Source organism: Deinococcus planocerae, from assembly GCF_002869765.1.
GTDB lineage: Bacteria > Deinococcota > Deinococci > Deinococcales > Deinococcaceae > Deinococcus > Deinococcus planocerae.
This window is the reverse complement of the sequence record NZ_PNOR01000002.1, coordinates 76,159-90,621: the sequence shown is the minus strand read 5'-3', so window position 1 is coordinate 90,621 and position 14,463 is coordinate 76,159. Positions and strand designations below refer to the sequence as shown.

The 14,463-nt window shown below is 70.9% G+C and carries 12 protein-coding genes and 1 pseudogene; 9 read left to right on the top strand and 4 right to left on the bottom strand.

Annotation, left to right across the window (positions count from 1 at the left end; translation table 11 throughout):
• Positions 1-235: 235 nt before the first annotated feature.
• Entirely contained in the window at positions 236-1,339 is a 1,104-nt protein-coding gene (locus A7B18_RS01475) for an SGNH/GDSL hydrolase family protein (protein WP_102124894.1), read from the top strand.
• Between the two features lie 141 nt (positions 1,340-1,480).
• On the opposite strand, the gene A7B18_RS01470 is transcribed toward A7B18_RS01475, so the two are convergent.
• Positions 1,481-2,083: a hypothetical protein gene (locus A7B18_RS01470; protein WP_102124893.1), complete on the bottom strand. Its 603-nt coding sequence runs from the start codon at positions 2,081-2,083 to the stop codon at positions 1,481-1,483.
• Between the two features lie 77 nt (positions 2,084-2,160).
• Here A7B18_RS01470 and A7B18_RS01465 point away from each other — a divergent pair, with 77 nt between their 5' ends.
• Positions 2,161-3,207: a peptidase C39 family protein gene (locus A7B18_RS01465; protein WP_102124892.1), complete on the top strand. Its 1,047-nt coding sequence runs from the start codon at positions 2,161-2,163 to the stop codon at positions 3,205-3,207.
• Positions 3,208-3,281: 74 nt separating this feature from the next.
• The gene (locus tag A7B18_RS01460; protein ID WP_102124891.1) at positions 3,282-3,773 is read left to right on the top strand and encodes a TlpA family protein disulfide reductase; all 492 of its coding nucleotides are present in this window, start codon (positions 3,282-3,284) and stop codon (positions 3,771-3,773) included.
• Between the two features lie 99 nt (positions 3,774-3,872).
• Here the strand turns inward: A7B18_RS01460 and A7B18_RS22375 are convergent.
• Positions 3,873-4,107 (bottom strand): annotated as a pseudogene (locus A7B18_RS22375) (M23 family metallopeptidase).
• A gap of 642 nt (positions 4,108-4,749) precedes the next feature.
• On the opposite strand from A7B18_RS22375, the gene A7B18_RS01450 reads away from it, so the two are divergent.
• Together A7B18_RS01450 and A7B18_RS01445 are read left to right on the top strand one after the other, a co-directional pair.
• Positions 4,750-5,487, top strand: coding sequence for a DUF4386 family protein (locus A7B18_RS01450; protein WP_180969969.1), 738 nt, complete (start codon positions 4,750-4,752; stop codon positions 5,485-5,487).
• 63 nt (positions 5,488-5,550) lie between these two features.
• Complete coding sequence (locus A7B18_RS01445; RefSeq protein ID WP_102124889.1) at positions 5,551-5,739, top strand: hypothetical protein; 189 nt, start codon at positions 5,551-5,553, stop codon at positions 5,737-5,739.
• A 333-nt stretch (positions 5,740-6,072) separates the two neighbouring features.
• Here A7B18_RS01445 and A7B18_RS01440 read toward each other — a convergent pair whose 3' ends face one another.
• Positions 6,073-6,705, bottom strand: coding sequence for a cation efflux transmembrane domain-containing protein (locus A7B18_RS01440; RefSeq protein WP_102124888.1), 633 nt, complete (start codon positions 6,703-6,705; stop codon positions 6,073-6,075).
• Positions 6,706-6,914: 209 nt separating this feature from the next.
• Positions 6,915-8,285 (bottom strand): apolipoprotein N-acyltransferase, encoded by a 1,371-nt coding sequence (lnt, locus tag A7B18_RS01435; RefSeq protein WP_281260133.1) that lies wholly within the window; start codon positions 8,283-8,285, stop codon positions 6,915-6,917.
• A 159-nt stretch (positions 8,286-8,444) separates the two neighbouring features.
• Here lnt and A7B18_RS01430 point away from each other — a divergent pair, with 159 nt between their 5' ends.
• The 4 genes from A7B18_RS01430 (at position 8,445) to A7B18_RS01415 (ending at position 14,095) form a co-directional block, all read left to right on the top strand.
• Complete coding sequence (locus A7B18_RS01430) at positions 8,445-10,826, top strand: heavy metal translocating P-type ATPase (RefSeq protein ID WP_102124887.1); 2,382 nt, start codon at positions 8,445-8,447, stop codon at positions 10,824-10,826.
• Between the two features lie 11 nt (positions 10,827-10,837).
• Positions 10,838-12,202 (top strand): cytochrome P450, encoded by a 1,365-nt coding sequence (locus tag A7B18_RS01425; protein WP_102124886.1) that lies wholly within the window; start codon positions 10,838-10,840, stop codon positions 12,200-12,202.
• Positions 12,199-13,623, top strand: coding sequence for a dihydrolipoyl dehydrogenase (gene lpdA / locus A7B18_RS01420; RefSeq protein ID WP_102124885.1), 1,425 nt, complete (start codon positions 12,199-12,201; stop codon positions 13,621-13,623). The genes A7B18_RS01425 and lpdA overlap by 4 nt, the downstream gene beginning before the upstream one ends.
• A gap of 166 nt (positions 13,624-13,789) precedes the next feature.
• On the top strand, positions 13,790-14,095 hold the full coding sequence (locus tag A7B18_RS01415; protein ID WP_146009420.1) for a hypothetical protein: 306 nt from the start codon (positions 13,790-13,792) through the stop codon (positions 14,093-14,095).
• Positions 14,096-14,463 lie beyond the last annotated feature (368 nt).

The following is a 14,463-nucleotide window of genomic DNA, read 5'->3' as shown; positions in this document are numbered from 1 at the left end:
TCAGGCTCATGGGTCTGTGGGACCGCAGTTTCTGGACCCACACGGATTTGTTTCAGGAACGGTTTCCCGTTTTAAGGAAGAGGGCCTTCAGAGAGGTGGAGATGGCGTGGGATCAAGACGGACGGGGACGGCACGGTACGCCTGATGGCAAGGCCTCGGGGGGGCGAAGGATGTCCCCGGCTGGGACACCCGGGGCGCCGGTGCTCGCGCGTTCTGGCCTGGAGGCAGGGCAGGAATGCGTTTTCTGAGGGTGGTGCTGGGCTGGATTCTCGTCTTCGCGGCTGTGCTGGGCGCGGTGCTGTGGTACGTGGACCCACGGGGGCAGTTCGGGGTCGGCCGCTTTCCGACCGTCACCCTGGACGCCCGCCGCCAGAAGATGACCCTCTTCCGAGCCTTTCAGGCCCAGGCCCCGGTGCAGGGCCTGATCCTGGGCTCCAGCCGCACCATGAAGCTCGACCCGGAGGTCTTCAGCGAGAAGACCGGCCTGCGCTTTTTCAACTTCACGGTGGACGCGGCCAAGGCCGAGGATTACCTGGCAATCTACCGCTGGGCCAAGGCGCGGGGCGCGCCCATCCGGCGGGTCATGCTGGGGCTCGACGTCGAGGCGCTGCACAACGACAACGTCTACTTCACCAACTTCCGCCACAACGCCGAGCTGCGCCGGATGCTCGCCCAGGGGCAGGGGAACGCGGCGCTCCTGGGGGTGTCGGCCGACGTCAGCCGGGTGAAGGACATGTTCACCGTCGACTACCTGAGGGATACGGCCAGGGTGGTGGCGGCGCGGGCGCGCTCGGAGGCGCGGGTGCCCTTCATGCAGTTCACGGCCAACGGCTACCTGCACTACCCCGGGCGCGAGCAGCAGCGGGCCGCCGGGACGTTCGACCTGACGCGGGAGGTGAGCGCCTGCCTGCCCGGTTACCTCAGCATCTACGGGGGGATGCGGTCCCTGTCGCCCCAACGCTGGGGGTACTTGGAAGCTCTGGTGCGCGAGGTGCAACAGGACGGCGGTCAGGTGGAGATCTGGATTTCCCCGCTGCACCCGGCCACCACCCAACTGCTTGCCAGCCAGACCCGCTACACGAGGCTGCTCGCAGAAACCCGCGCCGCCCTACAGGACCTCGGCCGCCGCACCGGCGTGACCGTGCGCGACTACGCCTCCCCCGAGCGCTTCGGCAGCAACGCGCAGGACTGGTACGACTGCGCCCACATCGACAACCGGGGAGCAGCGCTGTTGGCTGGTCGTCTGCTCGGCGGGAAGAACGGCGCCGGCCCTGCGGTGAACACCGGGAGCGGGCCCTCCGGGGGAACGGGCGTCGGCGGACGTGAGGGGGCTGAATGACCCTCCCTGGCGGCGTCCAGCCCTTCAGGTCAGCGGCGGGCAGGTCCGGCGTCCACCCGGGGGAGCCCTGTCTCCCTTGGTCAGCAGGGTGCAGGGCCGGTCACAGATAGACCTCGTGAACCCGTCCGGGGAGGCGCCCCTTCAGAAGGTCTCCTCCGAGGGGCCCGCCCTCCGCCGGTACTCCTCCGTCCAGTCGTCGCTGAGGTAGAACTGCCGGATCTCCAGCCGCGAGAAGGGCGTGCTCACCACCTCCAGTTGCACGCCGCTCCTCGCCGCCGTGTTCAGCTCGTTCTCGTCGAACCACACCGTGTCGTACCGGGCGTGGTCGCGCTTCAAAGCGTCCAGTTCCCGGCCGTCGCCTTCCCGGTACGGCTCGCGGAAGGAGACCTGGCTGTAGACGGGCGGCCCGTACCGCCGCGTGAGCGACGCCTTGACGGCCTGGTAGGTCCCCAGGAGGCGGTCCTCGGCGGGCCTGACCCGCGCGTCCACCGCCACCAAGCGGCCCAGCAGGTCGTACTTGAGGGTGACCCGCGCCGGGTGCCCCTCGCTGGTGCCCTGGTAGACGCCATCCCCGTAGCCGCCCTGCCCCACGAGACGCCACCCCGAACGCGTGAGGCGCTGGTGGGCCTCTCCCCGGGGCATTCCCCAGTCCAGCTCCGCGAAGCGGTACGTGATGGCCTGTGCCGTGGGGAAGACGGTCAGGTGCAGGGCGACCGTGAACAGGACCAGCAGCCTTCTGCGCATGGGCCCACTCTACGCATTGCACCACACGTCCGCTCGGCGTTCACCCAGCCGCCCGTCCTGCCCGCTAGCCTCTCGGGGTGAAGTGCTCCTGGACTCTTCTCCCCGGGCTGCTGTTCTCCGGCCTGGCCGCCGCCGCCCCCTACGCCCAGCAGACCAGCTTCGGCACACCCTCGCCCGCCATCCGCGCCGCGCAGGCGCGGGCGGGCGTTCCCGCGACCTGGCAGGCCCTCCCGCCGCTTCAGGCGGGCCGCCTGGAGAGCGCGGCCGTGACCGTGGCGCCCTTCAACGAGCTGATCCCGAGCTGGAACGCGACCGGGAGCGCGACTAGCCCCCTCACGGTCGAGGTGCGGGTGCGTCGCCCGGACGGACGCTGGACCCGCTACTTCAGTTTCGGCCAGTGGCGGGCGTCCGGCCCGCGGGCCAGCGCCCCGGTCACCCGCACCCCGGACGGCACGGTGAACACCGACACCCTGACGCTGCCGTTTCGCGCCACCGCCTTCCAGTACCGGGTGACGCCCGGGGCGGGCACGCGGGTGGGGCTGCTGTCCTTCACCACCTCCGACACGGCGCTGCGCTTCCGGGATCAGGGCCAGCCGGGTCAGGCGGCGGCCTGGAACCGGGTGCTGGGGGTGCCGGGGCTCTCCCAGATGGTCTATCCGGGCGGGGGGCCGGTATGGTGCAGCCCGACGAGCGTGAGCATGCTGCTGGGGTTCTGGGACCGCCCGGTGCGGGTGCCCGACGCCGCGAGGGCCACGTTCGACGCGACCTACGACGGCTTCGGGAACTGGCCGTTCAACACGGCGTACGCGGCGACGCATGGCCTTCAGGCGTTCGTCACCCGGCTGGGCAGCCTGCGGGACGCGGAGGCCTACCTGAGCCAGGGCCTGCCCCTGGCGGTCAGCGTGCGCTTCCGGGCGGGCGAGCTGCCCGGCGCACCGCTCTCCTGGTCCGACGGGCACCTGATGGTCCTCACGGGGTTTGACGCGCGGGGCAACCCGGTGGTGAACGACCCGGCGGCGCCCAGCGACGCGACGGTGAAGCGGACCTACCCCCGGGCGGTCTTCGAGCGGCTGTGGTTGGGCCACGCCGGCGGGATGGCGTACGTGATGGCCCCCCGGCCCTGAAGGACCCGGCCTGTGGGGACGCCCTGCCCGCGCTGGGAGACGGGCTATGCTGGGGGAACCCCCAGGAGGACCCCATGAAGCGTGCGCTCGTTCTGCTGGCCCTGGTCAGCCTCACCGCGCCCCCGTCCGCCCAGGCGGGGGGTGGGACGGGGGCCGTGAGGCGCTCCGCCCCGAACTTCACCTTCACGGACCTGGGCGGGGAGCGGGTGAGCCTGGCCGAGTTGCGGGGCGAGGTGGTGATCGTGCAGTTCGGGGACGTGGGGTGCGCCGTCTGCCGGGACAACGACCGCCTGCTGCGCCACTACCAACTGGAGTACGCCACCCACGGCCTGGTGGTCGTCAGCCTGCACGGGCGGGCCACGCTGGACGAGTTGCGGCGGTATGACGCGGGGTTCACGTTCAGCACGCTCGCAGGGCTCGACCCGGGACAGGCCATCGCGCGCCGGTACCACGCCCTGCCTATCCCCACGACCGTCTTTATCGGCCGGGACGGGGTCATCCGGGACGTGCGCCGGGGCCGCCTGGACGAGGACGACCTGCTGCGGTCCCTGCAAGGGCTGCTCTGAGGGCCGCGGCGGGCGGCAGCGGTGGCTGACGGCGCTCCCCGGGCCTGCGGCGCGGCCCCCGGGGCACCCCGCTGACGGGGGCCAGGCCGCCGCCCGGCCTCACTGCATGGCGGAGGGGTTGACCGCCTGACCCTGTCGGTACAGGCGGTAATCGACGTGGGCCCCGGTGCTCCGGCCGGTGCTGCCGACCCGCGCGATCACCTCCCCCGCCCCCACGCGCGCCCACCCGGACGAGGTTGACGCTGTTGTGGCTGTACCGGGTTCTGACGCCGCCCCCGTGGTCGAGCACGACCGTCCAGCCCCACCCGCTCCGGCCGTCGAAGCGCGACTCCACGACCGTGCCGGGCAGCGCGGCGCGAATGGGCGTCCCGGCGGGGGCGGCGAGGTCAAGGCCCGGGGGGGCGGCCTGGTAGGGCGTGGTGACCCGCCCCCGGACGGGCAGCGCGGCGTTCACCCTGAGGGAAGCCGGGCGGACGACCGCGCTGGTGGCGGCGCGGACCGAGGGGGGCGCGGGCAGCGTGAGGCGCTGCCCCACCTGGACGGCAGGCGGGGGTTCAGGCCCCGGTTGGCGCACAGCAGGGCCCCCAGGGTCGTACCGCCCCGCTGCGCGATCAGGGACAGCGTGTCCCCCGGTGCACCGTCCAGGTCCGGCCCGTCACGGCAGGCAGGCGCAGCGCCGTTCGTCACTCCTGAGCATGATGCCCTGTGCGGCTCCCGCGTCACACCTCACGTCCAAAGGGACGGCCTTTCTCTTGATCCCTGTAGAGGTGGACAGCTAGCGTGGGGCCGGATGGGTTCCGCCGTCCCCCGGGCCTGCCCCCGCACGCCTTCATGCCGTGGGCCGGGAGAGGCGTGTGGACTCCACCGCCGTCCAGGTCGGCCGTGGGACATCGCTGTTCCGGCTGGCCGGTGGGATGCCGTCCCCATCCGGCCGTCCACCGACGCCCTGCCTCGACCCCTCAACAGGAGTTCTCCCTTGTCCACGCTTCAAGATCATCAAGATCAAGCGCTCACCCGACTGGGCGGCTGCGGTGCCCTGCTGGCCGGAGCACTGTTCCTGCTGTCCCTCGTCTATGTGTATGGCGCCCTGGCCCAGGCCGGGCTGGACGTCGAGATGTTCGACGATCAGGGGCGGCTGCTGCCCTGGGTGGCGGAGCACGCCCGCGCCTACACCGGCCTGTGGTGGCTGACCCTGCTCTCCAGCCTGGCCCTGCTTCCTGCACCGCTGGCGCTGCACGACCGGCTGCGACCTGGGGCCAGAGGTGTGTCCCGTGTCGCGGCCGTGGCCGGGCTGGGGGGCGTGGTCTTCGGGCTGGCCGCCCCGCTCGTGCTCGCCGCCGCGTCGCCCGTCCTGGCGCAGGGCTACGTGCAGGCCTCCGGGGGGACGCGGGACGCGGTGGAGGTGGTGGGGCGGATGGTCGGGGACCTGGCCCTCCACCTGCGGCTGGGGTCGGACCTGCTCCTGGGCGTGTGGTTGGCGCTGAGTGGGGGCCTGTTGCTGCGCCTGCGCCGGAGCGCCGCCCTGGGGACCTGGTTTCTGGTGACGGCGGTGCTCGCGGGCGTGGTGATCGCCACCAAGCCACTCGGTCTGGCCGACCTCGAACCGTTCCTGGCCCCCGTGCTGAGCCTCGCGTACCTGGGGCTGGGCACGGCGCTGCTGCGTGGGGTGGGAACTTCCCGGGCGGCCGTCGGCCCCACCCACCCACCCGCGTGACCGCTCCCACCTCAGCGCTGTTCCCTGGTGGTCCCCGCCGCAGTCTCCAGTCAGGTGGATGCCATGACAGAAGGCGCGGAAGACCTCCAGCCGGTGACCACGGTGGAAGTGGTGCTGGACGACTCGGGTCCCTCACCCCAGGCCGGGGACACCGTGGATGACCCGGCGGGGAACGACTCCCGGGTCCTGCGCAGTCTCGGCCCGGGCGCGACCCAGGGGTGGTGGCTGATCGAGGGCCGGCTCATCAATTGAACGTCAGGGAGCATCCCGCTGGCCCCGAACGGGCGAGCACGTCCGGCTGGGCGGCCGTCTCCCCTGGGTGAGGTCACTTCCTCCACCACGCGGGGGCAGCCTGCCCGCACACCGTCACTTCCGGGAGACGCCTCTGCTGCGCGGACTTCGGCGGACCCACACGCCCCCAAGCAGGCCCAGGGCCGCGCCCCCACCCGCCAGTCGCCCAGCCGGACGTCCCAGGTCTGCCTGTTCAAGCACCCCCAAGGTGCCCCACCCACGATCCCCCGTCAGGGGTGATGGCGTGTTACCACTCCCCTTGCCGGGATGGCCTACCTCGAAGCGTGAACGGAGTCAAGCGGCCTCAGAGTGGGCCTTTTCGTCGGCCTCGGCCGCTTCGGCGAGGATCTCCCGGCCACCCTTGGCCGCAATCGCCGACACCACCAGGCCGAGGATCAGGTCCGGCAGGTTCGAGCCCAACCACAGCACCAGCGCGCCGGACAGCACAATCGCCAGGTTCACCAGCGAGTCGTTGCTGGTGAAGATGGCCGACGCCTTGAAATTGACGTCCTCGCCTCGGTGGCGCCTGAGCAGCCGCAGGCAGACGAGGTTCAACGCCGCGTTGACGGCCGCCATCGCCATCATCGCCGGGCCCACCGGCGCCTCGCCGCCGAAGAACCGGCGCAGCACCTCCACGAACAGCGTTATCGCCAGGCCGATCAAGAGCCACCCGGACAGGCGGGCGGCGCGCACCTTGATGCCTGCCGTGCGGCCGACCGCGTAGAGGCTGACCCCGTACACCGACGCATCGGCCAGGTTGTCGAGGGCCGCCCCGATCACTGCGGTGGACGATGCCCAGAGGCCGACCGCAACGCCGGCCAGGCATTGGCCGAGGTTGATCAGCAGCACCAGCCACAGGATCCGGCGGTCGGCCGCCTGGCTGGCGTCGAGGTGGTGTGCTTCGTCGTCTTTGTTGTTGTCGCTCATTGGAATTCACCTGTTTCCATACCAACCGCCGAAGGGGAGGCGATGTCAGTCCCAATTGAACTCCCTGCACCAGTGACAAAGTGAAGCGCACTGCGCTCGGGGAGCCCTTCTGTTCAAGCGTGCATCGGGTACATTTGGTGGTGGCAAGGTGTCGGGGGAGGGTGATGCGGTGTCCAGTGGGTAATCGAGGGCAAACTCAGCCATTGAAATCAGCCGGGCGTCCGCTTCACCCCCCGCCGGGCAAACACGAGCCCCAGGAGGCCTAGGGCCAACACCCCCACCGGCCAGTCCCCCAACCGGACGTACCACGTCTGTCCTTCCTCCACGGCGAAGCGGGCCTGGAGCGCCCCCTCGCGGCGGATCGGCAGCGCCTGCGTCACCCGGCCGCGGGGGTCGATCACTGCCGTCACGCCGATGTTGCCCGCGCGCAGCAGGTACCGGCGTGTCTCGATGGCCCGCACCCGCCCCAGCGCGAAGTGCTGCGCCACCCCGTTCCCCGCGTTGAACCAGCCGTCGTTGGACACATTCACCAGCACCCCCGCGCCTTTCCGCACGAGGCCACGGGCGATCTCGGGAAAGACGCTCTCGTAACACACGTACGCCCCGTACACTACGCCGCCCAGGGTCAGCGGCCGGTCGAGGCGACCCGGCAGCAAACCGGTCAGGTCGGGCACGCCCAGCGCCCGGAAGACCCACCCGTACAGCGGCGCCAGGGGGGCACGCAGCGGGAAATGCTCGGCGAACGGCACCCGCCGCCGTTTGTCGTAGGCGCCCACCAGGCCGCCGTCCCACGCCTCGACCCGGTTCTGAGCCGGGCGGGCGACGCCGATCAGCAGGGGCTGATCGGGCAGACGGCCCAGGTCGCGGTCCGAGATGGCGGTTTCCGGCCAGACGGCGACTGTTCCAGCGGCGGCTCCGCTGAGACGGGCATAGACCGGCAGCGGATCAGCCGTGCCCGCCACCTTGTCCAGCGGGTTGAGGTTGCCCTGCACCAGCAGCGCCCGGTGGGTGGGCGGCGAGGGCTCGGGCCGCGTTAACCCGTAGGCCAGCGCCAGGCCCCAGACGGGCAGCACCAGCGCCAGTGGCCGGGCCTCCCGCCGGGCCAGGCTGGCGAGCGCCGCCGCCATGGACGTGACCAGCAGGCTGGCGAGCAGGACGCCGCCGAGGTCGGCCACCTGGATCAGCGGGGTGGGGAGCAGGGTGTACCCCAGCGTGCCCCAGGGAAAGGCGAACGGCCCCAGGTGCCGCAGCCACTCCAGGATCACCCACCCGAATGCCAGGCCCCAGACCCGCCCCAGGAAACCGGGCGTGAGCCGGGCCACCAACAGCCCAAGCAGCGCGTAGAAGGTTCCTTCAAGCACGAACAGCGCGGGAAAGAGCAGGGCGCCCACCACCCCGAAGAGCTGCGCGAAACTGAGCGGTAAGAACAGCAGGTGGATGCTGAAAAAGGCGGTCAAGCTCCAGAACAGCCGGGCGGCGACCGCACGCGGAGCGGTCGGGGTACAGGCCCACAGCAGCAGCGCGGCGAGCGGCAAGGGAGTGAGGGTACTCCAGCCGTACGGCACGGCCGTCAGCGCCAGCGCGGTTCCCAGCAGTGCGGACAGGAGAATGGCCGCGGCGGGTAGGGTGTGGACGGTGTCCCAGGAGCGCGGCCCGCTGCCTTCCCAGACCACCCCCTTGCCGTTCAGACGCGTCCCCTCGTGCTTGATATCTGTACAACCATACAGATATCTTAAGGCATGACGAGGTCCACTTCCACTCTAGGCACGCCCCTGCGCTACTTCGTGGAGCGCATGGACTGTGCCGACTGCGCCCGCACGGTGCAGAGCGCCCTGACCCGGCTGCCCGGGGTCGGGGCACCCCAGGTCAACTTCACCACCCAGACGCTGAGCCTCACCCTGGACGAGGCTCAGATGCCTCGCGAGCGCCTGGAACAAACGCTACGCTCCCTGGGCTACCCGCCCACCCTGGAAGCCGCCCCGGCCGCCACCCCCAGCCTGCCCCTGCGCTACTTCGTGAACAACATGGATTGCGCCGACTGCGCCAACAAGGTGCAGGGCGTGGTCACCCGACTGCCGGGGGTCGGCGAGCCGAAGGTCAACTTCACCACCCAGACGCTCAGCCTGACGCTGGACGAGACCCGGACGCCGAGGGCGCAACTTGAACAGACCCTGCGCTCCATCGGGTACCCACCGGAATTGCAGGGCGAGGCCAACGCCGGGACGAACGTGGCCGCACCGGTCCCGCCCCGCCCGGCCCGGGCCGAGCTCCCCTGGTACCGGACAGGGAAGGGCCGGAACGTCCTGCTGACTGGTGGGCTGCTGGTCCTGGCGCTGCTGTTCAGCCTGGTCGCGCCGGGGTTCGCTTTCTGGGCCTACGCCGCCGCCACCCTGATCGGCGTGTGGCCGCTGCTGCTCAAAGCTCTCGCCAGCGCCCGCCTCGGGGAACCCTTCACCATCAACACCCTGATCAGCGTGGCGGCCATCGGCGCGGTCGCCATCGGGGAAGCCGCCGAGGGGTCCCTGGTCGTGTTCCTGTTCGCCATCGGCGAGCTGCTGGAAGGGATCGCGGCCGGACGCGCCCGGGCCGGCATTCGCGCGCTCGCGGCGCTCGCGCCCAAGACGGCCCTGCTGCTGGAAGGGACGCAGACCCGCGAGGTCCCCGTCGAGGCGCTTCAGGTTGGGCAGTCCGTGCGCGTGCAGCCGGGCGGGCGGGTGCCCGCCGACGGGACCATCACCCAGGGCGACTCCAACCTCGACGACTCCCCCGTGACGGGCGAGAGCGTTCCCGTTCACAAGAGCGTGGGGGACACCGTGTACGCCGGAAGCATCAACACCGATGGGGTCCTCACTGTGCGGGTGGAGAGAGGGGCTTCCGACAACACCATCGCGCGGATCATCCACCTGGTCGAGGAGGCGGAGGCCTCCAAGGCGCCCACCGCGCGCTTTATCGACCGCTTTTCCCGCTGGTACACCCCGGCGGCGATGCTCGTGGCCCTGCTGGTCGCCGTCCTCCCGCCGCTGCTGTTCGGTCAGCCCTGGCACACGTGGATCTACAAGGGCGTGGCCCTGCTCCTGATCGCCTGCCCCTGTGCCTTGGTGCTGAGCGTCCCTGCCGCCGTCACCAGCGGAATCTCCGCTGGAGCCCGGCGTGGCCTCCTGATCAAGGGCGGCGCGGCCCTGGAGACCATCGGCAGCGTGCGGACCATCGCCTTTGACAAGACCGGGACGCTGACCGAGAACAAGCCGCAGGTCACCGACGTGATCCCGCTGTTCGGGGACGAGGCGAGCGTGCTGCGCCTCGCCGCCGCGGTGGAGACGGGCTCCGCCCACCCGCTCGCCAAGGCCATCGTGGAGCGCGCACGGGGATTGAACGTGCCAGCCCCCCAGGCGGCCAAGGCCATTCCCGGCAAGGCGGTCACCGCCGTCGTGGACGGCGAGGACCTGGCGGTCGGGTCACCCCGGTACGTGCAGGAGCGCACCGGCCTCACCCCCGAGGTGCAGGCGCGAGTCGAGGCGCTGGAGGAGCAGGGCAAGACGGTCGTGGTGCTGCTGAACGGGCACGGGCCGCTGGGCTTGATTGCCATTCGCGATGAGCCGCGAGCGGACGCGCGGGAGGCGGTGGCCCGGCTGGGAGGTCTTGGCGTCCGTTCCCTCATGCTCACTGGCGACAACGCCCGCACGGGCAACGCCATCGCGCGTGACCTGGGCCTGGACGTGGAAGCGGAGTTGCTGCCCGAGGACAAGCTCGGGCGGATCGCGGCCCTCAAGGCCTCCGGCAAGGTGGCGATGGTCGGGGACGGCATCAACGACGCCCCTGCACTGGCCCAGTCGGACGTGGGCATCGCGATGGGGGGCGGCACCGACGTGGCCCTGGAGACCGCCGACGCCGCCTTGCTGCGCTCCTCGGTCACCGGGGTCGCGGAGCTGGTGCAGCTCTCCCGCGCGACCATGCAGAACATCCGCCAGAACGTCACCTTCGCCCTGGGCCTCAAGGCCATCTTCCTGGTCACCACGCTGCTCGGGATCACCGGCTTGTGGCCCGCCATCCTCTCCGACACCGGCGCCACCGTGCTCGTCACCGCCAATGCCCTGCGCCTGCTGCGCTTCCGGCCCGGCTGAAAGGAGACGAGATGAGCCCTACGGCTGGTCCCCGACCCTTGCCCGTCCTCGGCAACTTGCTCGACTTCGGCCGTGACCCCCTGGGCTTTCTGGAGCGCGTGACCCGCGAGTACGGCTGCGGGGTCAAGGTCCGCGTCGAGGCCGAGCGGGACACCTATATCGTCACCCACCCGGAGCACGTCGAGGAAGTCCTCGTCCACACCGGCCGCACCTTCCAGAAGGGCTACCAGCGCCACCCGATCATGCGGCTGGTGCTGGGCAACGGCCTGGTCACCAGCGAGGGGAACTTCTGGTTGCGCCAGCGCCGCCTCGCCCAGCCCGCTTTCCACCGCGCCCGCATCGCCGAGTACGGCGAGACGATGGTGCGCTTCACCGACCGAATGCTCTGGGGCTGGCAGGGCGGGCAGGAACTGGATCTCACCGAAGCCATGTCACGCCTGACGATGGAGATTATCGCCCAGACGGTGTTCGACGTGGACCTGCACGGCGACCCGCGCGCGGGGCAGGTCGGGCACGCGGTCACCACCATGCTCGACGAGTACGGGCGGCAGATGACGAGCGCCGTGCGCGCCCTGATGGAGCGCCTGCCGGTGAGGCTGCCGGTGCCGGGTGAAGCACGCCTACATGCCGCCGTGCGGGAACTCGACGCCCTGATGCTCGCGCTGGTGGCCGAACGCCGGGCGGAGGGGGCCGACCGCGGCGACCTGCTGTCGATGTTCCTCGCCGCCCGCGACGAGGACGGCTCGGGCATGACGGACGCGCAACTGCGCGACGAACTCATCACGCTGTTCCTGGCGGGCCACGAGACGACCGCGAACACCCTGGCGTGGGCGCTCTTCCTGCTGAGCGAGCACCCCGAGGTCGAAGGGAAGCTGCACGCCGAACTCGCCTCCGTGCTGGGAGGCCACACCCCAGGCGCGGCGGACTTCCCCCGGCTCGTCTACACCCAGCAGGTCGTCAAGGAGGCGCTGCGGCTGTACCCGCCGGTGTGGTGGGTCTCCCGTGAACCCCTGGCGGATTGGGTGTGCGACGACGTGCGGGTCCCGGCAGGGTCGGAGGTGGGCCTCAGCCCGTGGGTGATGCACCGCGAGGCGGCGTTCTACCCGGAGCCGCTGGCGTTCCAGCCCGAGCGCTGGACGCCGGAGTTCGAGGCGGGCCTGCCACGGTACGCCTACTTCCCCTTCGGCGGGGGGCCAAGGCTGTGCATCGGGAACACTTTCGCCCTGATGGAGGCGGTCCTGGTCCTCGCCAGGCTGACCCAGCGCTACCACCTGGAAGTGCTCGACCCGGGCCAGGTCGTGCCTGAACCGTCCCTGACCTTGCGCCCCAAGGGTGAGCTGCGGGTGCGGTTACACCGCAGGAAGGAAACTCCATGACGCTATCCACGACCTACGACGCCATCGTGATCGGCGGGGGACCCGGCGGGTACGTCGCCGCCATCCGCGCCGCGCAACTCGGCCTCAAGACCCTGTGCGTGGAGCGGGAGTACCTGGGCGGGGTGTGCCTGAACTGGGGCTGCATTCCCACCAAGGCGCTGATCTCCACCGCCAAGCTCGCGGACAGCGTTCGGCACGCGGGCCGAATGGGCGTCATCGCCCCCGAGGTCCGCGTGGACGTGCCGCAGATGCAGCAGTTCAAGGCAGGGGTGGTCAAGCAGCTCACCGGCGGCGTCGCGAGCCTCCTGAAGAGCAACGGGGTGGACGTTGTGATGGGCGAGGCACGCTTCGTGAGCCCCACGCTCATCACCGCCACCACCGCAGATGGCGAGGACACCTTCGCGGCCCGCCGGGGCATCGTCGTCTCCACCGGCGCGAGCACCGTGCGCATTCCCGGTTTCGAGCACGACGGCGAGGTCGTGCTGTCCGCCCGGGAAGCGGTCGAACTGCAAGCCGCACCGGGGCACCTGTTCATCCTGGGGGGCGGCGTGATCGGCATGGAGATCGGGATGCTCTACCAGAAGCTCGGCAGCCGGGTCACGGTGGTGGAACTGGCGGACCGGCTGCTCGCGGGCGTGGACCCCGAGGCGGTGCGCCTGATCGAGGCGAACTTCAAGCGGCGCGGCGGGGAGGTGCTGACCTCCACCAAGGCCCTGGGGTGCGAACGGCGCGGGAACCTCGCCGTCGTGACGGTCGAGCAGGGCGGCACGCGGCGCGAGATCGAGGCGGACCGGGTGATGGTGGCCGTCGGCTTCCGCCCGAACTCGGCCGGCTTCGGCCTGGAGGAACTGGGCGTGCACCTCAGCCCGAAAGGCCACATCCTGACCGACGACCGGATGCAGACCAATGTGCCCGGCATCTACGCCATCGGGGACGTGAGCGGCACACCGTACCTGGCGCACAAGGCCAGCAAGGAGGGCGAGATCGCCGCCGAGGTGATCGCCGGGCGGCCGAGCAGGCGCGACTGGCGCGCCCTGCCCAGCGCGTTTTTCACCGACCCCGAGGTCGCGGTGAGTGGCCTGACCGAGGACGAGGCCCGCGCGCAGGGGCTGGACATCCGCGTCGGGAAGTTTCCCTTCAGCGCGTCGGGGCGGGCGATGGCCCTCGGGGAGACGGAGGGCTTCGTCAAGGTGATCGCCGACGCGACGACGGACCACCTGCTGGGCGTCAGCATCGTCGGGCCGGATGCGAGCGACCTGATCAGCGAGGCGACGGCGGCCATCGAGTTGGTGGGTCGGGCCGAGGACCTCGCACTCACCATCCACCCGCACCCCACCCTGCCGGAGAGCCTGATGGAGGCGGCCATGAACGCGCACGGCCAGGCCATCCACATCGTGAACCGGCGGCAGGAACGGGCTTGACCGTTCCGTCCCCCGTCGTCACGACGTTCCCGCGCTTTCGTCACCGCCCAGATCAGCGACCTTGTGTGGCTCACGGTGGACTTGGGGTCGCTCAGCGGCAGTCTGCGTCCCCGGCACAGCGCGGTGGAGCACGGTCAGCCCGCCCAGGACGTTGGGGACCCTGGTGGTGCCGAAGCACGATTTGGGCTTCCTGCTACGGTTGCCCATCCTCTCGGGCTTGCTCACGTTGCGGCGCTCCGACGACGACGGCGCCCTGAACACCGGGAGGCCGGGCAACGGTCTCCTGGCTCCCCGGACGCTCGCGATGACGGTCGGCAACGGCAACTTCAGCCTCGACACTCCTTTGTTGACGAACACCCCGCTCACCCGGTCGCTTCTGATCGCGCGGGTGGTCTTCGCCCGCTTTGCCGGGTGTGGCCTGACGGGCGCACCTCGCCCGGGTGCCGGGGGTCGCGCGCACCATCCGCCGTGACGGGAGCGGGCCGGTGCTGATCGGCCCGGAGCGTTCGTTCGGGACGAGAGCGGCCTCCTGGGCGTGCTGCTCGGCGGGTGTGGAGGTCCGGCATGAAGAGCGTCACGGGCCACACCTCGCCCGACGATCCGTCTTGAACGGGCGTCAAGCGCTTCCTGCCGACGTACCGAGCCGTCCACGTCGAGAAAACAGCGCCGTCTCACGACCGGTGACCGCCCTCCGGCCGAGGGGCCAGGGCGCTGGGGCCGGACCAAGAGCACCTGGTCCCACATCACGGACCCGCCTCCGGCCCTTCCAACCTCCCTGAGCGGGACATGAAACTTTCGCGCCCGCGAAGACGGAAGCGCGCCATACTGACCTCGATCATC